At 63.9% G+C, this 24037-nt stretch carries 18 protein-coding genes and 3 rRNA genes; 4 read left to right on the top strand and 17 right to left on the bottom strand.

The features are described from left to right. Window positions 1-42: 42 nt before the first annotated feature. On the top strand, window positions 43-1647 hold the full coding sequence (locus tag EXE63_RS23775) for an adenylate/guanylate cyclase domain-containing protein (protein ID WP_168143957.1): 1605 nt from the start codon (window positions 43-45) through the stop codon (window positions 1645-1647). Here EXE63_RS23775 and glsA read toward each other — a convergent pair. The 3 genes from glsA to EXE63_RS23760 form a co-directional block, all read right to left on the bottom strand. Continuing rightward, a complete protein-coding gene (glsA, locus tag EXE63_RS23770; RefSeq protein ID WP_168143956.1) occupies window positions 1636-2925 on the bottom strand; it encodes a glutaminase A in 1290 nt (429 codons plus the stop codon). The two genes, EXE63_RS23775 and glsA, sit on opposite strands and share 12 nt — an antisense overlap. 15 nt (window positions 2926-2940) lie before the next feature. Then, a complete protein-coding gene (locus EXE63_RS23765) occupies window positions 2941-4626 on the bottom strand; it encodes a hypothetical protein (RefSeq protein ID WP_372513082.1) in 1686 nt (561 codons plus the stop codon). A gap of 245 nt (window positions 4627-4871) precedes the next feature. After that, window positions 4872-5537, bottom strand: a complete 666-nt coding sequence (locus EXE63_RS23760) for a DedA family protein (protein WP_168143954.1) — start codon at window positions 5535-5537, stop codon at window positions 4872-4874. A gap of 183 nt (window positions 5538-5720) precedes the next feature. On the opposite strand from EXE63_RS23760, the gene EXE63_RS23755 reads away from it, so the two are divergent. Then, complete coding sequence (locus tag EXE63_RS23755; protein WP_168143953.1) at window positions 5721-7217, top strand: DNA-3-methyladenine glycosylase 2 family protein; 1497 nt, start codon at window positions 5721-5723, stop codon at window positions 7215-7217. Then, on the top strand, window positions 7214-7711 hold the full coding sequence (locus EXE63_RS23750) for a methylated-DNA--[protein]-cysteine S-methyltransferase (protein WP_168145738.1): 498 nt from the start codon (window positions 7214-7216) through the stop codon (window positions 7709-7711). The genes EXE63_RS23755 and EXE63_RS23750 overlap by 4 nt, the downstream gene beginning before the upstream one ends. 95 nt (window positions 7712-7806) lie before the next feature. Here EXE63_RS23750 and rrf read toward each other — a convergent pair. The 4 genes from rrf to murA all read right to left on the bottom strand — a co-directional run bounded on the left by rrf (window position 7807) and on the right by murA (window position 14804). Continuing rightward, window positions 7807-7919, bottom strand: a 5S ribosomal RNA gene (rrf, locus tag EXE63_RS23745). A gap of 189 nt (window positions 7920-8108) precedes the next feature. Then, window positions 8109-11225: ribosomal RNA gene (locus tag EXE63_RS23740) — 23S ribosomal RNA — on the bottom strand. Window positions 11226-11657: 432 nt separating this feature from the next. Then, a 16S ribosomal RNA gene (locus EXE63_RS23735) occupies window positions 11658-13177 on the bottom strand. The 16S, 23S and 5S rRNA genes sit together here, the layout of an rRNA operon. Window positions 13178-13550: 373 nt before the next feature. Beyond that, the gene (murA, locus tag EXE63_RS23730) at window positions 13551-14804 is read right to left on the bottom strand and encodes a UDP-N-acetylglucosamine 1-carboxyvinyltransferase (protein WP_168143952.1); all 1254 of its coding nucleotides are present in this window, start codon (window positions 14802-14804) and stop codon (window positions 13551-13553) included. 82 nt (window positions 14805-14886) lie between these two features. Between murA and EXE63_RS23725 the strand changes: the two genes are divergently transcribed. Beyond that, entirely contained in the window at window positions 14887-15462 is a 576-nt protein-coding gene (locus EXE63_RS23725; protein ID WP_168143951.1) for a cob(I)yrinic acid a,c-diamide adenosyltransferase, read from the top strand. Window positions 15463-15496: 34 nt separating this feature from the next. Here the strand turns inward: EXE63_RS23725 and EXE63_RS23720 are convergent, their stop codons facing one another. From EXE63_RS23720 to EXE63_RS23675, 10 genes are all read right to left on the bottom strand, one after another. Beyond that, window positions 15497-15940 carry a DUF2550 domain-containing protein gene (locus tag EXE63_RS23720; RefSeq protein WP_168143950.1) on the bottom strand — a complete coding sequence of 148 codons (444 nt, stop codon included), beginning with the start codon at window positions 15938-15940 and terminating at the stop codon, window positions 15497-15499. 12 nt (window positions 15941-15952) lie between these two features. Then, window positions 15953-16318, bottom strand: coding sequence for a F0F1 ATP synthase subunit epsilon (locus tag EXE63_RS23715; RefSeq protein ID WP_057165958.1), 366 nt, complete (start codon window positions 16316-16318; stop codon window positions 15953-15955). Between the two features lie 30 nt (window positions 16319-16348). Next, window positions 16349-17779, bottom strand: coding sequence for a F0F1 ATP synthase subunit beta (atpD, locus tag EXE63_RS23710; RefSeq protein ID WP_168143949.1), 1431 nt, complete (start codon window positions 17777-17779; stop codon window positions 16349-16351). A gap of 24 nt (window positions 17780-17803) precedes the next feature. Then, a complete protein-coding gene (locus tag EXE63_RS23705; protein ID WP_168143948.1) occupies window positions 17804-18730 on the bottom strand; it encodes a F0F1 ATP synthase subunit gamma in 927 nt (308 codons plus the stop codon). A 7-nt stretch (window positions 18731-18737) separates the two neighbouring features. Beyond that, window positions 18738-20387: a F0F1 ATP synthase subunit alpha gene (gene atpA, locus EXE63_RS23700; RefSeq protein ID WP_105366711.1), complete on the bottom strand. Its 1650-nt coding sequence runs from the start codon at window positions 20385-20387 to the stop codon at window positions 18738-18740. 47 nt (window positions 20388-20434) lie between these two features. Further along, complete coding sequence (locus EXE63_RS23695; protein WP_168143947.1) at window positions 20435-21772, bottom strand: F0F1 ATP synthase subunit B/delta; 1338 nt, start codon at window positions 21770-21772, stop codon at window positions 20435-20437. Next, window positions 21773-22273 carry a F0F1 ATP synthase subunit B gene (locus EXE63_RS23690; protein ID WP_105366713.1) on the bottom strand — a complete coding sequence of 167 codons (501 nt, stop codon included), beginning with the start codon at window positions 22271-22273 and terminating at the stop codon, window positions 21773-21775. Between the two features lie 9 nt (window positions 22274-22282). Beyond that, window positions 22283-22543, bottom strand: a complete 261-nt coding sequence (locus EXE63_RS23685; RefSeq protein ID WP_168143946.1) for a F0F1 ATP synthase subunit C — start codon at window positions 22541-22543, stop codon at window positions 22283-22285. Window positions 22544-22630: 87 nt separating this feature from the next. Then, entirely contained in the window at window positions 22631-23419 is a 789-nt protein-coding gene (atpB, locus tag EXE63_RS23680; protein WP_168143945.1) for a F0F1 ATP synthase subunit A, read from the bottom strand. A gap of 10 nt (window positions 23420-23429) precedes the next feature. Then, the gene (locus EXE63_RS23675) at window positions 23430-23885 is read right to left on the bottom strand and encodes an ATP synthase subunit I (RefSeq protein WP_168143944.1); all 456 of its coding nucleotides are present in this window, start codon (window positions 23883-23885) and stop codon (window positions 23430-23432) included. Between the last annotated feature and the right edge of the window lie 152 nt (window positions 23886-24037).

Here is a 24037-nt window from a genome sequence, read left to right as displayed (position 1 = left end):
CACCTTAGATTGCGGCCGTCGGTTCACTAGGCTGACGCCACCATGACGGACAAGAAGAGCGCGGCCCAACGTCTCGGCCTGGTCCTCGAGCGGATGACGAGACAGACCGGCCGCGTCACGGGGACACCCGAGTATGGCTCGTGGATCCTCGGGCGCGTCTCGGAGAGCCAGCAGCGCCGCCGTGTCCGCATCCAGTTGATCCTCACCACCGTGGTGCTGGGCGCGAACCTGATCGGGGTCGTGGTCGCGTGCCTGGTGGTCACCGTCACGTTCCCGGTGCCGAGCGTGTTCGATTCGCGGGTCCTGTGGATCACCTTCGCGGTGGCCCCGGCCTACATCGTGCTGGCCTTCGTGGTCGGCGTCATCTGGGCGACCAACCGGGTCATCAACAACGTCCGGTGGGCCATCGAGGAACGCGAACCGACACCCGAGGACCAGCGCAACACCTTCTTCGCGCCGTGGCGCCTGAGCCGCGTGTTGCTGGCCCTGTGGGGCGGTGGCACCATCGTGCTGACCCTGCTCTACGGCCTGCAGGACACCAACTACATCCCAAAGGTCCTGTTGGGCATCAGTTTCCCCGGCATCGTCGTCTCGGCCAGCTGCTATCTGTTCACCGAATTCGCGCTGCGCCCCGTCGCCGCGCAGGCCTTGGAGGTCGGCCCTCCCCCTCGCCGTTTCGCGCCCGGCATCATGGGCCGGACGCTGACGGTGTGGGCGCTGGGTTCCGGTGTGCCGGTGCTGGGCATCCTGCTGGCCGCGATCATCACGCTCTCGGTGCAGATCGTGTCGCCGACCCAGTTCGCGGTGGCGGTGATGATCCTCGCGCTCTTCGCACTGGCATTCGGTTTCATCCTGATGTGGATTCTGGCCTGGCTGACGGCCACGCCGGTCCGGGTGGTGCGCTCGGCGCTCAACCGCGTCGAGCAGGGCGACCTGGACACCAACCTGGTGGTGTTCGACGGCACCGAATTGGGCCAGCTGCAAAGGGGTTTCAACTCGATGGTGGCCGGGCTGCGGGAACGCGAACGAGTGCGTGACCTGTTCGGCCGCCACGTCGGCCGTGAGGTCGCCCTGCTGGCCGAGAAGGAGCAGCCCGAACTGGGCGGCGAAGAACGGCATGCCGCGGTCATCTTCATCGACGTCATCGGCTCCACCGCGCTGGTCAGCAGCAGGCCGGCCGTCGAGGTCGTCGAACTGCTCAACCGGTTCTTCGCCGTCATCGTCGACGAGGTGGACAAGCATCACGGCTTCGTCAACAAGTTCGAGGGCGATGCGGTGCTCGCGGTGTTCGGTGCACCGGTGTCACTGGAGAACGCCGACGAGGAGGCGCTGTCGGCGGCCCGGGCGATGGCGGCCCGACTGCGCACCGAGGTACCCGAACTCGACGCCGGCATCGGGGTGGCCGCCGGCCAGGTCGTGGCGGGCAACGTGGGCGCCAAGGAGCGTTTCGAGTACACCGTGATCGGCGAGCCGGTCAACGAGGCGGCCCGGCTCTGTGAGCATGCGAAGTCCGTCCCGGGCCATCTGGTGGCCTCATCGGACACCTTGGCCAACGCAGGCGAAACCGAAAGTGCGCATTGGTCGTTGGGTGAGCAGGTGAGCCTGCGCGGCCTCGATCAGCCGACCCGGCTGGCGCTACCCGCCTGAGAGTTGTCCGCGGACGAACGTCGCGGCGGCATCCACGGCATCGTCCACCGTGGTGAAGCGGACGCTCTCGAACTCCGAACCTTCCCCGATCACCAGCCGGTCGGGGTCCACGATGAACCCGGCCTTGCCGCGGTCGTGCAGGGCGGTGCTCATCCCGGACAGCAGTGCCTTGGCCGCCTCGTCGACATCGTCGGCCCGTGACACATCCAGGATCCCCACCACAAAGTCCTCGCAGCCGCGGTCGACGGTGCGCACCACCTGTTCGGCACCGCAGAACAGCAGATCGCCGTGGGCTTCGTAGACGCGGATGTTGTCGTGCGGCTCGTAGACGGCCCGCAGCGTGGCCCGCGCATCCCGGGACACCGTCAGGAAGTGCAGCCCGAGCTCTTCGGAGAGCCTGCGGCACAACAGCACAGATCGAACGCTGTTGCCCTTGGCATCGAGCAGCGGCGAGTAGGTACCGATTCCGAGTTGGCCGGGCAGCACCGCCAGGATGCCGCCGCCGACCCCGCTCTTGGCGGGCATGCCGACCGCACTGACCCAGTCCCCCGCCGCGTCGTACATGCCGCAGGTCACCATGACCGACAGGGTCCGGCGCACCACCGCGGCATCGGTGACGCGACGGCCGGTCAGCGGGTTCACCCCGTTGCGCGCCAGCGTGGCCGCCATCCGAGCCAGATCGGTCGCGCTCACCTTCAGCGAACACTGCCGGAAGTACACGTCGAGCACGTCGTCCGGATCGTCGAGAACACCGAAACTGGCCAGCATGTAGGCGATTGCACGGTTCCGGTCGCCGGTCGCCTTCTCCGAGGCGTATACCTCGGCGTCGATTTCGAGCCGGCGACCGGCGAATGCCGAGTAGTAGTCCTGGATGAGCGCGAACCGCTCATCGGGCGAGGACGCCGGGACCAGCGATACTGCCGCGATGGCACCCGCGTTGATCATCGGGTTCTTCGGCCGTTTGGTGGACCGGTCCACGCTGATCTCGTTGAACGCCTCACCCGAGGGCTCCACCCCGATCTTCGCGTCCACTGCGTCGGCGCCGGACGTGTCCAGCGCCAGCGCGTAGGTGAACGGCTTGGATATCGACTGGATGGTGAATTCGACTGCAGCATCGCCAGATTCGTAGACAAATCCGTCCGCCGAAGACAGCGAGAGCCCGAAGGCGGTCGGGTCCACCCGGGCCAGCTCGGGGATATAGTCGGCCAGCTCCCCGTCGTCGACCCCGATGAACTCTTCGCGAATCTGGTCGAGGTAGCGCTGGACCTGGTGGGACACGCCTGCAGAGTAGCGCTACTGCTGCGGATACGGGGCGAACCGATTGTCGAATCCCGCCTTGCGGGTGGCCAACTGGGCCGCCCGCTGTTCCTGGGTGACGTACTGGGTGGTGGGCGGAAGTTCTGACGCCAGTTGGCTCAGCGGAACCACGCGCGCGCTCACCGTCGGCAGTTGCGCCACCTCGGGGTCGATGTCCTGGAAGCGGATCGAGAGGGTGCCCTGGTTGAGGCCGCCGGTCGACACCCAGTTCGCGACGCCGGGGTCCCTCGGCGAGACGACGAGGGTATAGGTGGTGTTGCCGGCGTCGTCGGCCACCGACTGGACGTTGTTGAGGCTGGTCTGCTCGTTCCAGTAGTCCTTGGTGATGGTCCAGTCGTCGGTGACGGGGACGATGAAGTATCCGGCACCGGCGCGGTCGATGGTGATGACCAGCGCCTCCTCGTCGGCGAGCTGGAAGTACCCCGCGCTCTGCAGTTGGGTGGCGAGGAATTCCGCATTGCGGGTCGGGTTCTTCAGCACATTGGGTTCGATGCGTTCGCCGGTGGTCGGGTCGGTGGTCGCGACGGCCATGTACGTCGCCTCACGCTGGACGCCGAGGGCCATGATGATCCCGGTCACCGCGCCGCGGAGCACGGGCGGCACGAACGGCAGCGGGGGCACCAACGAGACCAGCGTGGTCAGCAGCTTGCTGCGCACCACCGCCGGGCCGATACCCGGGATGGCGAATCCACCGAGCTGGCTGAACAGGCTGTTGGGTGGGCCACCCACCCGGGTGATCTCCAGGCTCATCGGTTGCTGATTAGCCCAGTCGGACAAGGTGTTCCGCGTCGCGACGATGGTGGTGTCGGCGGTCAGCTGGAGATGGTTCTGCCGACCGTTGGCCGGTGTCTTGTCGAGTGTGATGGTGAAGGTGCCGTCGTCCCCGATGACCAGTTGGTCTTTGGTGAGCACCGCGGCGGTGTTACCGGTCAGGCCCGTCAGCACGCTGAAGCTGGTGTCGGCGGGCAGGTTGGCCAGATCGGCGAACTTACCGGTGATCACGTACGACGACGCCCCGTTGACGCCCATGAAGCGGTAGATGGTGTCGGGGTTGTCGTACAGGATCCGGGAGGCCCCGACATTCTGGCCGTACCAGGCATGCGGCGGCGCGACCTGCATGACGACGGTGGGCTTGTTGGAGTTCAGCAGCTGCTGTTGGAACGCCGAGGCCATCGCGTAGGCGTCGACCGCGGCGTTGAGGCGGTCGATGTTCTCCTGATCGGGTCCGTCGACACGGTCGAACTGCCGTTCGGCGGCCCAGGTGAACCCGGATCGCAGCACCAGCTTCATCAGTTTCACCGGCAACGAATTCGCGATGCGATTCGCCAGCTTCTCGGCGCGTAGCTGGTCGGGGGTACCCAGCGGGCTGACCGGGGCCACGGCGGCCGCACTGGTTGTCTGGCTGTCCGCCACCGAGGTCAACGCGGTCTGCGCCTCGTGCCCGACCTCCCGGCGGGCCGCTGCGAGCGCGGCCAGCGCTGCCGGGTGCTCGGCGGGCTCGACGGGGCGATCCGAGGACCGGGTGTCGGTGACTGCCGGTGCGGGCGCCGCCTTCAGCTCCGCGTCGGGTTCGCTGCTCGCCCGGACGGCCGGCTTCAGTGCCTCTTCCGGCTCGGAACGTTGCGGCGTCGCCTGGGTGCGCACCGTGCGGGATGTCCGCACGCCTGTTTTCCGATTGGGTGCCGGCGTTTTGGCTTCGCGCCCGGCCGTCGACGCGCGCGACGAGCCTGAATCCGAGCTGCTCGTGGCACGCGGGGACGAGCCCTGATCGCCGGTGTCCGCCGATGCGACTCCAGAGGCGATTGTGGCACCAACGCCGAGTGCCACCGCCAGCGCGCCGACCCGTCCTATGAAAACCGCACCACCGGGCATCTCTGCACCTCCACCACGGTTATAGCAGCGGCCGCCTAGTTCGCGGGCGAGAAATCCCCAGCACGATCCGATCGGGCACGGCGCTTCAGCCGCGAACGGATGAACCCGCCGGCGCCGATGACCACGGCGGCGAGCACGACGTATTGCAGCGCGGCCGCATAGGGGTCGATGCGGTGCCAGTTCGCGCCGAGCAGGTAGCCGGCCAGCACGAAGACGGAGTTCCAGATCGCGCTGCCCAGCGTGGTCAGCCCGGTGAACATCGCGAAGTTCATCCGCTCGACCCCTGCCGGGATGGAGATGAAACTGCGAAACAGCGGGAGCATGCGCCCGAAGAACACGGCCTTGTGACCGTGCTTCTCGAACCAGGCTCTGGTCTTGTCGACGTCGTCGCCGTCCATGAGCGGCATCCGGGACACGATCCGACGGATCCGGTCGTGCCCCAACCACGCACCCAGCGCGTACAACATCCAGGCGCCGAGCACCGAGCCTGCGGTGGTCCAGACGATCGCGCTCAACACCGACAGTTCACCGAGGCGGGCGGCGAAGCCCGCCATCGGCAGGATCACCTCACTGGGGATCGGCGGGAAAAGGTTCTCGACGAAGATGGCCAGGCCTGCTCCCGGGCCACCCATGGTCTCCATGAGATCGACGGCCCATCCCGCCACACCGTCGAGTTGGATGGCCTCATCGGGCGAGGTCATGGCGCAGCGACTCCTTGGCTCGTACGGGATCGGTGGGCGACGGACGCCCCGACAGATATCTCCAGTGTGGCCAAGGGTCGCTGAGGAGGCACTCAGCTTGGCTGCTCGCGAGGTCACCGACGCCGCGACATCGATGTCGGTTTTCCGCCAGTGATGTCGGTGCTCGGGTGTAAGGGTGAAGACATGCACGACGATTTCGACAGTTGCTACCGGGCGGTCCAGTCCAAGGACGCCCGTTTCGACGGCTGGTTCGTCACCGCCGTGCTCAGCACCGGCATCTATTGCCGGCCGAGCTGCCCCGTGCGCCCACCGCTGGCACGCAACATGGAGTTCTATCCGACGGCCGCCGCAGCCCAGAAGGCCGGTTTCCGCGCCTGCAAGCGCTGCCGCCCGGACGCCTCCCCAGGCTCCCCGGAGTGGAATGTGCGCGGCGATGTGGTGGCTCGGGCCATGCGGCTGATCGCCGACGGCACCGTGGACCGGTCCGGGGTGACCGGGTTGGCGGGCCGCCTGGGATACACCACCCGCCAACTGGAGCGGCTGCTGCAGGCCGAGGTGGGCGCGAACCCGCTGGCGCTGGCCCGGGCGCAGCGCAGCCAAACCGCTCGGGTGCTCATCGAGACCACCGACCTCCCGTTCAGCGATGTCGCATTCGCGGCGGGATTCAGCAGTATCCGGCAATTCAACGAGACCGTCCGAGCGGTCAGTGCGTTGACGCCGACCGCGCTGCGGCAGCGCGCACGCAGCCGCGGCGGCGACGAACGGGTTGGTACCGACGTGCTGTCGCTGCGCCTGCCGGTACGCGCACCGTTCTCCTATGAGGGGCTGTTCGGGCATCTCGCCGCCAGTGCGGTGCCCGGTGTCGAGGAGGTGCGTGACGGGGCCTATCGGCGGACGCTGCGCCTGCCCTCCGGTTCCGGGGTGGTCGCGCTGACGCCCCACCCCGACCATGTGCAGTGCAGGCTGGTCGTCGACGACTTCCGAGATCTCTCCGCGGCGATCGCCCGCTGCCGGCGCCTGCTCGACCTGGACGCGGACCCGGTCGCCGTGGTGGACGCGCTGGGCCAGGACGCCCACCTCGGCGCGGTCGTGGCCAAGGCACCCGGCCAGCGCATCCCCCGCACCGTCGACGAGGCGGAGCTGGCGGTCCGGGTGGTGCTGGGTCAGCAGGTGTCGGTGAAGGCGGCCCGCACGCACGCCGGGCGCCTCGCGCAGGCGTACGGCACGGCGGTCACCGATCCCGGGGGCGGCCTCACCCATGTCTTCCCGTCCACCGAGCAGCTGACCGCGCTGGATCCGGACCGCTTGGCCATGCCCGCCTCCCGACGGCGCACCCTGACCACCTTGGTCGCCGCCATGGCCGCCGGCGATGTCGAGGTGGACGCGGGAGCGGACTGGAACAGAGCCAGGGCTCAGCTCACGGCGTTGCCCGGGATCGGCCCGTGGACCACCGAAGTCATTGCGATGCGCGGGTTCGGCGACCCGGACGCATTCCCGGTGACCGATCTGGGCGTACGAGCGGCCGCCAAGGCCGTCGGCCTACCTGCCGCCTCAGATGCCCTGCTGGAACACAGCGCCCGGTGGCGCCCCTGGCGGGCCTATGTGACACAACATCTGTGGACAGCACTCGACCATGCCGTCAACGAATGGCCACCACGATCGCAGCGGGAGAAATCATGACCGGCATGCAGTTCCGATGCGTGGACAGCCCCGTGGGGCTGCTGACCCTGGCCGGCGTCGACGGACGTCTCGAGCACCTGCGGATGGAAGACCAGACCTACGAGCCGAACCGTGCCGGCTGGCAGATCGACGACTCGGCGTTCCCGGATGCGGTCGAACAGCTGACCGCCTACTTCGCCGGCACGCTGACCGAATTCGATCTGGATCTGCATTTCGGCGGAACACCATTCCAGCGCCGTGTGTGGGAGGCCCTGCTGACAATTCCCTATGGGGAGACCAAAACCTACGGTGAGATCGCTTTACAGGTCGGATCGCCGACAGCATTCCGGGCAGTCGGATTGGCTAATGGACATAATCCGATCGGCATCATTGTTCCGTGCCATCGCGTTATCGGCGCCAATGGCAGCCTCACCGGTTATGGCGGTGGGTTGAACCGCAAAAGAGCATTGTTGGATATGGAAAGAAGCCGTTCAGAATTGGCTCTGTTCGACTGATTTCGCATGGAAAAACGGGATGCAATTCCCCATCAAGCACAAATGCCCGAGCCCCCCAAATTGGTGTGTTTTGGGGGGCTCGGGTCTTAATGTGTGTTCGGCGGTGTCCTACTTTTCCACCCTTTTGGGTAGTATCATTGGCGCTGGTAGGCTTAGCTTCCGGGTTCGGGATGGGACCGGGCGTTTCCCTGCCGCTATGGCCGCCGTAACTTTATTCACCCTTTTCTGGGCGCCCCCACACGATGGGTGGGGGGAGTGTGTTTTGGTGGTGGAGTGTGTGACATTTCCATTGCTGGTCATGTCGTGTGTTCCATGGTGTGGATTGTGGTTGCAAGCGCGTTTGTTGTGCGTCAAATTTTTTCTTACACGGTTTATCTGCTACCCAACATGGTTGGGTGTGTGTAAGTTTTCGGCCGGTTAGTGCCAGTTCCCTAAACCTATTGCTAGGTGTACAGGTCTGGTCTATCGATCCCGTGGTCTGCGGGGGCCTTATCCCACTTAATGGGTGAGAAGCCTGGTCTTGGAGAAGGTTTCCCGCTTAGATGCTTTCAGCGGTTATCCTGTCCGAACGTGGCTATCCAGCCGTGCCCCTGGTGGGACAACTGGTGGACCAGAGGTTCGTCCGTCCCGGTCCTCTCGTACTAGGGACAGGTTTCCTCAAGCTTCTGACGCGCGCGGCGGATAGAGACCGAACTGTCTCACGACGTTCTAAACCCAGCTCGCGTGCCGCTTTAATGGGCGAACAGCCCAACCCTTGGGACCTGCTCCAGCCCCAGGATGCGACGAGCCGACATCGAGGTGCCAAACCATCCCGTCGATATGGACTCTTGGGGAAGATCAGCCTGTTATCCCCGGGGTACCTTTTATCCGTTGAGCGACACCCCTTCCACTCAGAGGTGCCGGATCACTAGTCCCGACTTTCGTCCCTGCTCGACTTGTAAGTCTCGCAGTCAAGCTCCCTTGTGCACTTACACTCAACACCTGATTGCCGTCCAGGTTGAGGGAACCTTTGGGCGCCTCCGTTACATTTTAGGAGGCAACCGCCCCAGTTAAACTACCCACCAGGCACTGTCCCTGAACCGGATATACGGTTCGAAGTTAGAGGCCCAATACGATCAGAGTGGTATTTCAACAATGACTCCACACACACTGGCGTGCATGCTTCACAGTCTCCCACCTATCCTACACAAACCGTATCGAGCACCAATACCAAGTTGTAGTGAAGGTCCCGGGGTCTTTTCGTCCTGCCGCGCGTAACGAGCATCTTTACTCGTAGTGCAATTTCGCCGAGTCTATGGTTGAGACAGTTGAGAAGTCGTTACGCCATTCGTGCAGGTCGGAACTTACCCGACAAGGAATTTCGCTACCTTAGGATGGTTATAGTTACCACCGCCGTTTACTGGGGCTTAAATTCTCCGCTTCACCCTTACGAGTTAACGGGTCCTCTTAACCTTCCAGCACCGGGCAGGCGTCAGTCCGTATACATCGTCTTGCGACTTCGCACGGACCTGTGTTTTTAGTAAACAGTCGCTTCTCACTGGTTTGTGCCACCCCCACCGCTGCCGGCCGCAAAGGCCATGACAGTAAGAGGTCCCCTTCTCCCGAAGTTACGGGGGCATTTTGCCGAGTTCCTTAACCATAGTTCACTCGTACGCCTTAGTATTCTCTACCTGACCACCTGTGTTGGTTTGGGGTACGGGCCGTGTGTGAGCTCGCTAGAGGCTTTTCTCGGCAGCATAGGATCACCGAATTCGCCTCAATCGGCTATGCATCACCTCTCAGGATATATGAGACCCGGATTTACCTAGGCCTCTCCCTACAGGCTTGCCCCAGTATTACCACTGACTGGTACGGCTACCTTCCTGCGTCACCCCATCGCTTGACTACTACCAGCGAAGGTCCCGCGCAGCCCCGCCAATCCTCACACCCGAAGGCGATCGGTAACGACGGTTTTGGGCGGTTAGTACCGCTGATTCATCATGGGCGCGCACACACGGGTACGGGAATATCAACCCGTTGTCCATCGACTACGCCTGTCGGCCTCGCCTTAGGTCCCGACTCACCCTGGGCGGACTGGCCTGCCCCAGGAACCCTTGGTCTTTCGGCGGGCAAGGTTCTCACTTGCCTTATCGCTACTCATGCCTGCATTCTCACTCCCACACCCTCCACAACTGGATCACTCCGCTGCTTCACTGGATGCAGGACGCTCCCCTACCCAATCAACAAAGTTGATTGCCGCGGCTTCGGCGGTGTGCTTGAGCCCCGCTACATTATCGGCGCACAATCACTTGACCAGTGAGCTATTACGCACTCTTTCAAGGGTGGCTGCTTCTAAGCCAACCTCCTGGTTGTCTTCGCGACTGCACATCCTTTTCCACTTAGCACACGCTTAGGGCCTTAGCCGGCGATCTGGGCTGTTTCCCTCTCGACGCACGGAGCTTATCCCCCGCCGTCTCACTGCCACGCTTTCACTTACCGGCATTCGGAGTTTGGCTGACGTCAGTAACCTTGTGAGGCCCATCGGCCATCCAGTAGCTCTACCTCCGGTAAGAAACACGCAACGCTGCACCTAAATGCATTTCGGGGAGAACCAGCTATCACGGAGTTTGATTGGCCTTTCACCCCTACCCACAACTCATCCCCTCAGTCTTCAACCTAAGTGGGTTCGGTCCTCCACAACATCTTACTGCTGCTTCAACCTGGCCATGGGTAGATCACTCCGCTTCGGGTCCAGAACACACCACTACACCAACCCCTCTGGATTGGATACGCCCTATTCAGACTCGCTTTCGCTGCGGCTACCCCACACGGGTTAACCTCGCGACATGTCCCTGACTCGCAGGCTCATTCTTCAAAAGGCACGCCATCACCCCACGACAAGTCGAGGGCTCTGACGGATTGTAGGCACACGGTTTCAGGTACTATTTCACTCCCCTCCCGGGGTACTTTTCACCATTCCCTCACGGTACTAATCCGCTATCGGTCATTGGGAAGTATTCAGGCTTACCGGGTGGTCCCGGCAGATTCACAGCAGATTTCACGGGCCCGCTGCTACTCGGGGACAGTCCCACAACAGAGCATGTGTTTTCACGTACCGGGCTCTCACCGTCTACGGCAGGCCATCCCAAGACCACTTCCGCTAACACACACTTTTCTCACTGTTGCCCTGGTCGGCGGACCAGAGAAGAAACGCCCCACAACCCCGCACACACAACCCCGCCGGGTATCACATGCATACGGTTTAGCCATCCTCCGCTTTCGCTCGCCACTACTCACGGAATCACTTTTGTTTTCTCTTCCTACGGGTACTGAGATGTTTCACTTCCCCGCGTTCCCCCCAACGGCTATATATTCACCGTTGGGTAACACGACATCACTCGTGCTGGGTTTCCCCATTCGGACATCCTCGGATCCACGCTCGGTTGGCAGCTCCCCGAGGCATATCGCAGCCTCCCACGTCCTTCATCGGCTCCCAATGCCAAGGCATCCACCATGCGCCCTTAAACACTTACAACACAGATAAACCAAATAAAGAAAAAAATTGCACATCAAACACACACAACAAAACCAGAACCCCACACCCCCTCAAAAAGGGAGCCCGAAGAACCAATCTCCTTGCGTGCTAGATGCTCGCAACCACTATCCACAAATCAAACACCACACCCCACCACCAAAGCGGGGCAACAACAAGAACCGCTCACCGATCACCCCCAACACTTGGGAACTCACGGACTCACGGCCGGCAACACCCACCAACGCAGATGTCCCGCGGGCCTGTTGTCTCAAAGCCCAATAGTGTGTCTGATGATCTCGCCCCGGAGGACCAAAGTTTGTTGAGTTGCACCAGAACTGCCTCCACTACAGAGGACAGTCCATCCAACGAATCGCCTGGCAACAGCTGATCCCGCAATCTACGGGGCTGGCCAAGTCTCGTGGTGCTCCTTAGAAAGGAGGTGATCCAGCCGCACCTTCCGGTACGGCTACCTTGTTACGACTTCGTCCCAATCGCCGATCCCACCTTCGACGGCTCCCTCCCACAAGGGGTTAGGCCACCGGCTTCGGGTGTTACCGACTTTCATGACGTGACGGGCGGTGTGTACAAGGCCCGGGAACGTATTCACCGCAGCGTTGCTGATCTGCGATTACTAGCGACTCCGACTTCACGGGGTCGAGTTGCAGACCCCGATCCGAACTGAGACCGGCTTTACAAGGATTCGCTCCACCTCACGGCATCGCAGCCCTTTGTACCGGCCATTGTAGCATGTGTGAAGCCCTGGACATAAGGGGCATGATGACTTGACGTCATCCCCACCTTCCTCCGAGTTGACCCCGGCAGTCTCCTACGAGTCCCCGGCATAACCCGCTGGCAACATAGGACAAGGGTTGCGCTCGTTGCGGGACTTAACCCAACATCTCACGACACGAGCTGACGACAGCCATGCACCACCTGCACACAGGCCACAAGGGAAACCACATCTCTGCAGTCGTCCTGTGCATGTCAAACCCAGGTAAGGTTCTTCGCGTTGCATCGAATTAATCCACATGCTCCGCCGCTTGTGCGGGCCCCCGTCAATTTCTTTGAGTTTTAGCCTTGCGGCCGTACTCCCCAGGCGGGGTACTTAATGCGTTAGCTACGGCACGGATCCCAAGGAAGGAAACCCACACCTAGTACCCACCGTTTACGGCGTGGACTACCAGGGTATCTAATCCTGTTCGCTCCCCACGCTTTCGCTCCTCAGCGTCAGTTACTGCCCAGAGACCCGCCTTCGCCACCGGTGTTCCTCCTGATATCTGCGCATTCCACCGCTACACCAGGAATTCCAGTCTCCCCTGCAGTACTCAAGTCTGCCCGTATCGCCCGCACGCCCACAGTTAAGCTGTGAGTTTTCACGAACAACGCGACAAACCACCTACGAGCTCTTTACGCCCAGTAATTCCGGACAACGCTCGGACCCTACGTATTACCGCGGCTGCTGGCACGTAGTTGGCCGGTCCTTCTTCTGCACATACCGTCACTTGCGCTTCGTCTGTGCTGAAAGAGGTTTACAACCCGAAGGCCGTCATCCCTCACGCGGCGTCGCTGCATCAGGCTTGCGCCCATTGTGCAATATTCCCCACTGCTGCCTCCCGTAGGAGTCTGGGCCGTATCTCAGTCCCAGTGTGGCCGGTCACCCTCTCAGGCCGGCTACCCGTCGTCGCCTTGGTAGGCCATTACCCCACCAACAAGCTGATAGGCCGCGGGCCCATCCCACACCGCAAAAGCTTTCCACCACACACCAGGAAGTGCATGGTCATATTCGGTATTAGACCCAGTTTCCCAGGCTTATCCCAAAGTGCAGGGCAGATCACCCACGTGTTACTCACCCGTTCGCCACTCGAGTACCCCGAAGGGCCTTTCCGTTCGACTTGCATGTGTTAAGCACGCCGCCAGCGTTCGTCCTGAGCCAGAATCAAACTCTCCAAACAAAAACAACCCAACCCAAAGGCCAGGTGGAATTCGAATCAGAAAAACCTGATATCCAAACAAAAGACACCAAAAACTGGCATCAAAAAAACAAACCATCCCACGTAGCAGGAAGACGGGAAGTCCCCCACAAAGATGGCATAAAAACAACAAACAAAAACCACCAAACACACTATTGAGTTCTCAAACAACAGACCAGATTGTTTCGAAGTTTCCCGTTTCGGGGCAACCCTGCCAGCTTAAACTATCTGAGCCGGGGAGTCAAACTTCTCTGTCCCCCGTGTCCGGGGCAACTCGATTAGATTAGGACTTCGTTCGTTGCGAAGTCAAATCCGCTGGTCAGAGGCTCGGTATCGCTGCACCGGCCGGTTGGACCTAGCTTACCCGCTCAACCTCGGCACCCAAACTGACCAGGTTTTCCACGAACAACGGGTAGCCCCGATCGATGTGGAAGACGTCGTGCACCTCGGTGTCGCCGTCGGCGACCAGGCCGGCGAGCACCAGGCCCGCGCCGGCCCGGATGTCCGAAGCCCACACGGGTGCGCTCGACAACTGCGGAAGACCACGCAAGACGGCATGGTGACCGTCAGTACGAGCATCGGCCCCCAACCGGATCATCTCCTCGACGAAGCGGAAGCGTGCTTCGAACACGTTCTCCGTGATCATCGATGTGCCTTCGGCGATGGATGCCAATCCGATCGCCATCGGCTGTAGGTCGGTCGGGAACCCCGGAAACGGCAGGGTGGCGACGTTGACGGCCTTGGGCCGCTCGTACTGGACCACCCGGAAGCCGTTGTCATGCTGGGTGACTGTCGCTCCGGCGTCGTGCAACTTGTGCAGCACCAACTGCAGGTGCGCGGGGTCCACACCCGTCACGGAGATGTCCCCCTTGGTCATCGCCGCAGCGATACCCCAGGTTGCCGCGACGATGCGATCCCCGATCACCCGATGTTCGGTGGGGTACAGCCGGTCCACTCCGGTGATGGTCAAGGTCGATGAGCCGGCGCCGGAGACCTGCGCCCCCATCTGGTTGAGCATGGTGCAGATATCCGCGATGTCCGGCTCGCGGGCGGCGTTGTGGATCGTGGTGACACCCTCGGCCAACACCGCCGCCATCAGGATGTTCTCGGTCGCGCCGACCGACGGGAACTCCAGCTGGATCTCCGCGCCGCGCAACTGATCGGCCTCGGCGACCACGCAGCCATGCTCGATATTGCAGCGGGCGCCGAGCTGTCGCAGTCCGGACTGGTGCATATCCAGCGGGCGAGATCCGATCGCATCGCCGCCGGGCAACGCGACCTTGGCGCGCTTACCCCGCCCGACCAGCGGGCCGAGCACACACACCGACGCACGGAACTGGCGCACCGCGGCGAAGTCCGCGTCGTACTTGACCTCGTCGGGCGAGGTGACGCGGACCGTCGAGCCGTCGAGCTCGACGGTGGCGCCCAGGCCCCGGAGCACCTCGGCCATCAACGGAACGTCCAGGATGTCCGGGCAGTTGGTGATCGTGCTGGTGCCCTCGGCCAACAGCGTTGCCGCCATCAGCTTGAGCACGCTGTTCTTTGCTCCCCCGACGGCGACTTCACCCGATAACCGGCTTCCGCCCGTCACCACGAATCGATCGCTCACGCGGGCCAGTGTAAGCAGACCTGGCCCTGGTTACAGAACGCTGCGGCCACATCGGCGCTGGATGGACCGGTACCGTTGAACCATGGCCGTGCACCTGACCCGCATCTATACCCGGACCGGCGACGACGGCACCACCGGGCTGAGCGATTTCAGCCGGGTCTCCAAGAACGACGCCCGGCTCGAGGCCTACGCGGACTGCGATGAGGCCAATGCGGCCATCGGTGTTGCGGTATCGCTGGGCCGGCCCGATGACCGGATCCGCGCAGTTCTGTTGCAGATCCAGAACGACCTGTTCGACGCGGGTGCCGACCTCTCCACCCCGGTGGTCGACAACCCGGAATATCCGCCGCTGCGGGTTCTGCAGGATTACATCGACCGGCTCGAAGGCTGGTGCGACGACTTCAACGAGGACCTGCCCAAACTCGACTCGTTCATCCTGCCGGGCGGGACCGCGCTGTCGGCGCTGCTGCATGTGGCGCGCACCGTCACCCGCCGCGCCGAGCGCTCCGCGTGGCGGGCGGTCGACCAGCACGGTGGATCCGTGAATGTGCTACCGGCGAAATACCTCAACAGGCTGTCTGACCTGCTCTTCATCCTGTCGAGGGTGGCCAACCCGGACGGCGATGTGAAATGGCAGCCCGGCGGCCAGCGAACCTAATCACCACCGGGGGGAGAGCCAAGCGACCCGGGATTCAATTACGCCGCCGCGCCCGCGGCGACGGCCGTGATTCCACCCATGAGGTGAAGGCCGTCAATGCCCCGCGGTCGAGCGCCACTTCATAACCGCGCCCGCGTTCGGGGCTGACATCGCGCAGTTCGAGCACGGCGATCTCTTCGGTCATGATGTCGAACTCGTCGCCGCGCGGGGAGCGCCGGGAGACGACCTCAAGTCCCAGCCTGCTCAGCCGGCGATCCGGCCACCAGCGTGCGCTCGACAACCGGTAGAACTCGGCCTCGCCACCGCGGTAACGCAGCACGCCATGGCGCCAGCCGGCTCCGCCCTCGGCCGGATAGTCGCGCAGGATGGCGGCGGTACCGCCCACCTGGCGCAGCTTCCACAGGCGGTAGCCGAGGGCGACCACCGCCAACAGCAAAACGCCGACGAGCGCGACCATGAACAACATGGACGCGCTCATCGGCGGTTCCTACTAGTCGATCTGCCCGACCGCGCGCAGCCGCGCGCGGCCCCAGGCTGCGGTGGCAGGATCGTCGGATTCGGAGTCCTGCTTGGCCGCGTCGGCATCGATCTCCGACTCGAACTGGGCGTTCTCCACCAAGAGACTCACCCCGGACTCGGTCACCGACAGAAATCCACCGTCGACGGCGATGCGAAGGTCATCCTCGCCCTCCCGCTCGACGCGCACCATGGCGTCGTCGACCAGCTGGGCCACCAACGGGATGTGTCGCGGCAGGATGCCGATCTCGCCCGCAGTGGTGCGGGTGAAGACGAACGTGGCCTTGCCGGACCACAACTCACGCTCGACGGCGACGATCTCGACGTCCAGTTCAGCCATGCCACACCACCTTTCGGGCCACTAGACCGGTCACAGCTTGGCGCCGAGGGTTTCTGCCTTCTTCGCCAGGTCGTCCAGGCCACCGATGAGGAAGAACGCCTGCTCGGGCAGGTGGTCGAACTCACCCTTGGACAGCTTGTCGAAGGCCTCGATGGTCTCCTTGAGCGGCACGGTCGAGCCGGGCTGCCCGGTGAACTGCTCGGCCGCCATCATGTTCTGGCTCAGGAAGCGCTCGATCTTACGGGCGCGGTACACCAGCACCTTGTCCTCTTCGGACAGCTCGTCGATACCGAGGATGGCGATGATGTCCTGAAGATCCTTGTAGCGCTGCAGGATCCGGATGACTTCCTGGGCGACGCGGTAGTGCTCGTCGCCGACCACGCTGGGGTGCAGGATCGTCGAGGACGATGCCAGCGGATCCACCGCGGGGAAGATGCCCTTGGAGAACACCGCACGCGAGAGCTCGGTGGTGGCATCCAGGTGGGCGAAGGTGGTCGCCGGGGCCGGGTCGGTGTAGTCGTCGGCGGGCACGTACACGGCCTGCATCGAGGTGATCGAACGACCACGCGTCGAGGTGATGCGCTCCTGGAGCTCACCCATCTCGTCGGCCAGCGTCGGCTGGTAACCCACGGCCGAAGGCATACGGCCCAGCAGGGTCGACACCTCGGAGCCGGCCTGGGTGAACCGGAAGATGTTGTCGATGAACAGCAGCACGTCCTGGTTCTGCTCATCGCGGAAGTACTCCGCCATGGTCAGCGCGGACAGGGCGACGCGCATACGCGTGCCCGGCGGCTCATCCATCTGGCCGAACACCAAGGCGGTGTCCTTGAGCACGTTGGCATCCGCGAGCTCGACCCACAGGTCGTTGCCCTCACGGGTGCGCTCCCCCACGCCGGCGAACACCGAGGTGCCACCGAAGTTGCGGGCGATGCGGTTGATCATCTCCTGGATCAGCACGGTCTTGCCGACGCCGGCACCGCCGAACAGGGCGATCTTGCCGCCACGCACGTACGGCGTGAGCAGGTCGACGACCTTCAGACCGGTCTCCAGCATCTCGGTGCGGGGCTCCAGGTCGGCGAAGGCCGGCGGCTTGCGGTGGATCGACCAGTGGTCGAAGTCCTCGCCGTAGCCGGGCTCGTCGAGGCAGTCGCCGAGGGCGTTGAACACGTGGCCCTTGACGCCGTCGCCGACGGGCACCGAGATGGAGGCGCCGGTGTCGGAGACCTCGGTGCCGCGCACCAGGCCGTCGGTGGGCTGCATGGAGATGGTGCGGACCAGGTTGTCACCCAGGTGCTGGGCGACCTCCAGTGTCAGGGTCTTGGCCAGCTCGCCGTAGGTGATCTCGGCGTTCAGGGCGTTGAACAGGTCGGGTACCGCGCCACGCGGAAACTCCACGTCGACCACGGGGCCGGTGATACGAACAACGCGACCCGTCGTGGTCTTTTCTGCGACAGCAGTCATATCTCTTTTCGCTTCCTACGGGGCTTACTTGGCGTCGGCCAGCGCGTTGGCGCCACCGACGATCTCGCTGATTTCCTGGGTGATCTGCGCCTGACGCTCGCGGTTGGCCGCCAGCGTGAGTGCCTTGATCAGATCGTCGGCGTTGTCGGTGGCCGACTTCATGGCGCGCCGGCGTGAAGCCGACTCCGAGGCGGCCGCCTCCAGCAGTGCCGCGTACACGCGGGTGGCGATGTAGCGCGGCAGGAGCGCGTCGAACAGGTTCTCGGCGTTCGGCTCGAACGAGAACAGGGTGTGCGGGCCCTCATCCGGTGCGTCTTCGACGTACTCGACGACCATCGGGGCGATCCGCAGTGCCGCCGCGGTCTGCGACAGCATCGACCGGAACTCGGTCGACACGATGTGCAGTTCGTCGACACCGAGGATGCCGTCCGCACCGCCGTCGTCGCCGTCGTCATCGGCGCCCGACATGAACGCCGTCACCAGGGTGTCGGCGACCTCCTTGGCGTGCTCGTAGGTGGGTCGCTCCGAGAAGCCGGTCCACGACTCCACCACGTCACGCTGGCGGAAGTTGTAGTAGCCCAGCGCCTTCCGGCCGATGACGTAGACCACCGGGGACTTGCCCTCGTCGCGCAGCAGTGAGAACAGTTCCTCGGCGCGACGCAGCACGTTGGCGTTGTAGCCGCCGCACAGGCCACGGTCCGAGGACACCACCAGCACGGCGGCCCGCTTCGGGTTCTCCCGCGCGACGAGCAGCGGGTGATCCAGCGCGCTGGCGCCGGCCAGCTCGGTGAGCATGCTGGTGATTTCGGTGGCGTAGGGCCGGGCCGCTTGGACCCGAGCCTGCGCCTTGGCGATCCGCGACGTGGCGATCAGCTCTTGAGCCTTGGTGATCTTCTTGATCGCCCCGGCCGAGCGGATACGTCCGCGTAGCTCGCGCAGTGTGGCTGCCATTGGTTACCTAGGCCTTCTTGGGAGCAGGCTTGCGGACCTTGACCGATTCCTTCTCCAGGTCCTCGGGATCGAGGGCCTCGGAGTCGGCCTCGTTGACGACGACCGAGCTGCCGTCAGATGCCGAGAAGCCCTTCTTGAAGTCGTTGATCACGGTGACCAGCTTCTCCTCGGCTTCCTCGGAGAGCTTCTTGCTCTCCTTGATGCCGTTGAGGATGTCCGAGTGGCTGGCCTTCACATGCTCCAGCAGCTCGGTCTCGAAGCGCGAGACGTCTTCGGCGGGAACTGAATCCAGGTGGCCCTTGGTCCCGAGGAAGATCGCGACGACCTGATCCTCGACGGCCAGCGGGCTGTACTGGGGCTGCTTGAGCAGCTCGACCAGACGCACACCGCGGTCCAGCTGCGCCTTGGAGGCCGCGTCCAGATCCGAGGCGAAGGCCGCGAAGGCCTCCAGCTCGCGGTACTGCGACAGGTCGAGGCGCAGCGAGCCCGCTACCTCTTTCATCGCCTTGATCTGGGCGGCACCACCGACGCGGGACACCGAGACACCGACGTTGATGGCCGGTCGCACGCCCTGGTTGAACAGGTCCGACTCCAGGAAGCACTGGCCGTCGGTGATCGAGATGACGTTGGTCGGGATGAACGCCGAGATGTCGTTGGCCTTGGTCTCGATGATCGGCAGGCCGGTCATCGATCCACCGCCGAGCTCGTCGGACAGCTTGGCGCAACGCTCCAGCAGGCGGGAGTGCAGGTAGAACACGTCGCCGGGGAATGCCTCGCGACCCGGCGGGCGCCGCAGCAGCAGCGAGATGGCGCGGTAGGCGTCGGCCTGCTTGGACAGGTCGTCGAACACGATGAGGACGTGCTTGCCGTCGTACATCCAGTGCTGGCCGATGGCCGAACCGGTGTAGGGCGCCAGCCACTTGAAGCCGGCAGCGTCGGAGGCGGGGGCCGCGACGATGGTGGTGTACTCCATCGCACCGCCGTCTTCGAGCGCCCGCTTCACCGAGGCGATCGTGGTGCCCTTCTGGCCGATGGCGACGTAGACGCAGCGCACCTGCTGCTTGGGGTCGCCGGTCTCCCACGCCCCACGCTGGTTGAGGATCGTGTCGACGGCGACGGCGGTCTTGCCGGTCTTGCGGTCACCGATGATCAGCTGGCGCTGGCCGCGGCCGATCGGCGTCATGGCGTCGATGGCCTTGATACCGGTCTGCAGCGGCTCACTGACGCCCTGGCGCTGCACCACCGAGGGGGCCTGCAGTTCGAGGGCACGCCGAGTGTCCGAGGCGATGTCGCCCTGGCCGTCGATCGGCTGGCCCAGCGGGTTCACCACGCGGCCGAGGAAGGCGTCACCCACCGGCACGGAGAGCACCTCGCCGGTGCGCTTGACCTGCTGGCCTTCGGCGATCTTCGCGAAGTCACCCAGGATCACGGCGCCGACGCTGTGCTCGTCGAGGTTCATCGCCACGCCCAGAACGCCGCCCGGGAATTCGAGCAGCTCCTGTGTCATGACCGAGGGCAGGCCCTCGACGTGGGCGATGCCGTCACCGGCATCGACAACGGTGCCGACCTCTTCCCGCTCGGTGTCGGCGGAAAACGAGGATACGTAGCCCTCGATGGCACCTTCGATATCAGCAGCCGAGATTGTCAACTCTGCCATGGTTTTTCGTCTTCCTACCTTTTGATCTGGGTGATAAGTCTTCGGGGTCAGTCCGGCAGCTGGGTCTGCGCGGCAGCCAAGCGGGACGCGATGGATCCGTCGATCACTTCGTCACCGACGGTGATCGACAGACCACCGAGCAGTTCCGGATCGACATGCAACTGGACGGACACCGGGTGCCCGTAGATGCGCGTGAGCACGGCCGCCAGGCGGTCGCGCTGGGCATCGGTCAGATCCGCAGCGGCGCTGACGTGAGCCACGACCTCTCCGCGACGGGCCACTGCGAGCTCGGCGAGATCGATGACAGCTTCATCGGCACGTTCCCCGCGGAGCAGGCCGATGGTCTGTGACAACAACGCGGCGGCAGTGCCGTTGGCGCTGCTTCCGGTACCGACCACCTTGTCCAGCAGCGCGATTCGACCCGCTGCATCGGTGGTGTAGTCGCTCAGCAGCGCGGACAGCCTGGGCTCGGCGTCGAGGACCCGACCGAACTGGAACAGCTGGTCCTCCACCTCGTCGACCTCGCCGGCGGCATGCGCACGCTGCAGGAGGGCCAGCCGCGCGATGTGCTCGATCCCGTCGACCAGGTTGGCCTCGGTGGACCAGCGCTGGGATCCGGCGGTACGAACCAGCTTCAGGGCAGGCTCACCGATCTTGCCGGTCAGCAGCTTGTCGACCAGCGCGACCTTCGCCGCGGCGGAATCGGCCGGCTCAGCCAGGTGCTTGGTCAGGGCGCTCTCGGTGATGAGCAGCTTCGCCACCGCGGCCAGGTCGTCGGCCAGGGCCGTCAGACCCTCGGCGTCCAAACCACCGGCCACGCTGTCGAACTCCGAGACCAGGTTGGCCAGTGCCTCACGGCTGGCCGCCCGCAGTCCCGCCGTGGCACCGGTCTCGATCACCGCGGCCGACGGGGCCATCTGGTCGAGATCGTCGAGGAAGCGGTCGACGGTGGCCGCCTGCGCGCCCGCGTCGGCCACGTGGGCACGGACCAGGTCCGCGGCCTTGGTGACAGCCTCATCGCCGAGCCCGAGCCGCAGTTCCCGCACCAGCTGCTGGCGCAACAGGTGAACCTGTTGCCCGCCCTGGGCCTTGATGCGCTCGGCGTCGACTCCGGCCTGCTCTTCCAGCTGGGCCTTGATGCGCTCGGAATCCTGCTTCGCCTCACCGGTGACGCTGCCGGCTTCGGCCTCGGCGTCGGCCAGTGCCTTGGCGTGCATGGCATCGGCCTCGGCGAGCTTCTTCGCCGCTTCGGCACTCTCGGCCAGGGCAACCCGGATGGCCTCTTGCTGCTTGACCATCAACCCCTTCACCAGGGGCGCCACCCATTTGGTGATGATGAACACGATGACGGCGAAGCCGATCAGCTGTCCGATGAATGTCGACATCTAGTTGTTCCGTCCCGAATTCACGTCGACGCCGAGGATGCGGCTCGCCAGGGTGGCCGACAGGCCATCCACCGACGAGGCCAGCTCGGCTTGAGCCGCTGAACCCTGTTGGGACAGCTTCTCGTTGGCCTGGCGTACCGTCTCGGCGACTTCACCGCTGGCCTCGGCCCGCTTCGAGTCGACGACCTGACGGCCTTCGGCGCGTGCCTCGTCACGAAGTGCCGATGCCTCGGCGCGTGCGCCGGCCATCGCCTCGTCGTAGTCGGCCTGAGCGGCTGCCACCTGTTCAGCCGACTTACGGCTGTCGGCAGCAGTTTTGGCCAGCATGGCCTCGCGCTCGGCGAGCACCTTGCTGATCGGCGGCACCACCCATTTCCAGATCACGCCGAGCGTGATCAGGAAGATGAGCAGCACGGCGAAAAAGGTGCCGTTGGGGACCAGGAAGTTACTGGTCCCCCCGCCCTCTTCCGCGGCCACGATGGATACGGTCAGCTGGTCCATGCTGTCGGACTACTGCAGGCCCGGCGTGGCGAAGACGAACAGCGCCATGAACGCCAGGTTGATGAAGTACGCGGCCTCCACCAGACCGACGGTGATGAAGAACGGGGTGAACAGCCGGCCCTGGGCCTCGGGCTGCCGGGCGATGCCGGAGATCAGCGCGTTACCCGCGATACCGTCACCGATACCGGCACCGATGGCAGCGCCACCCATGATCACACCGCCACCGATCAGCGCGCCCATGGTGATGAGAGCGTTGGGATCGAGTTCCATTCCTTTTTCCTCCTTGTAACTGGCGGCGGTGCCACCAGGACTTCTGTTCGTACGTGTCCGTGCAGTTTGGTCAAACGGGTAGAAACGTCAGTGCGCGTGCTCTTTGGTGTCGTGGTCGTCGTGAACTTCCATCGACTGGCTGAAGTACAGGATCGTCAGCAGGCTGAAGATGAAGGCCTGGATCAGGCCGACGAACAGGTCGAAGGTCTTCCAGATGGCGTTGGGCAGCCACTGGATGTACCAGGGGAACATCGCGATCAGCGCCACGAGGATGCCGCCGGCGAAGATGTTGCCGAAGAGTCGCAGTGCCAGCGAGATCGGCTTGGCCAGTTCCTCGACGATGTTGATCGGCGCCAGGAAGGGGACGTGACCCTTGACGACGGCGATCGGGTGGCCGATGGGGCCGCGCCGCCAGATGCCCGCCGCGTGGTAGCAGATGAAGACGAACAGGGCGAGGGCCAGCACGAAGTTGATATCCGAGGCCGGGGCCTTGTAGAGCTCGGCGGCGGCGCCGTCGGAGCCGCCGTACTGCCATGGCAGCACAGCCAGCCAGTTGGAGATCAGGATGAAGACGAACAGCGTGACGGCCAGCGGCAGGACGAACGGGGCGATCTTCATGCCGATCGAGCCCTCGATCTGCTGGCGCATCTGGATGGTCAGCGCCTCCCAGAACAGCTGCACGCCACCGGGAACGCCGGTGGAGGTGACCTTGGATTTCAGGTAGAACGCCAGTCCGATGATGATCAACGCGGTGATCGCGGTGGCCATGATCGTGTCGCCATTGAAGGTCATGCCGAACAGTTCGAACACCATGACGTGGTGCCCGACGTGGATGGCGACGCCACCCTCTTCCGCGGCCAGAACAGTCTCAGTCATTCGGGTCAGCTCAATCCTTCGAATCCGATGTGGAGACGCCCTCGACGTCCAAACCGTTGGCGCGGATCTTCCGCATGACCGGGATGCTGGTGCTCAACACCAACAGACCCTGGAAGATCGCGAGCCCGAACAGCACGGCAATACCGCCGTGTTCCTTGAAAAACAGTGCCACCGCCAGTGCGATCGCGGTGATGATCAGCAGCCGCATCGCGGAGTTTATGGCCATTTTCTTCTTGAGGGGGTGGTCCTCCATCGTGATCGACTCGACCGCTCGGCGCACCAGCAGCGCGTTGAGCAAACCGAGAGCGAGCCCGATCCCGAAGAACACACCGAAGAAGATGTTGCCGACGAATCCGGCGGCCGCGATGGCCACTGCGGTGAACGCCAGGCAGATCAGCAGCAGCCGCAACGGACGGAAGGCGACGGAAGGGAACACCAGGGGCGCATCATGCGCTGGCGTCGTCACGTCGTTCACCTCAATCCCGCGTCGTCGAGGGGGGTACTGATCGAAAACTGCAATAGCTCAGAAAACTGCAAAATTCCTGTGCATGCCCGACGAGAGTATCGGAGGGCAGCGGGCGCGCTGGAATCACCCAAGGGGTAGCTCCCTTTTGTCGG

Source organism: Mycolicibacterium frederiksbergense, assembly GCF_012223425.1.
Taxonomy (GTDB): Bacteria; Actinomycetota; Actinomycetes; order Mycobacteriales; family Mycobacteriaceae; genus Mycobacterium; species Mycobacterium frederiksbergense.
Note: the sequence above shows the minus strand (reverse complement) of the source record. Positions and strands in the feature narration are given on the sequence as shown.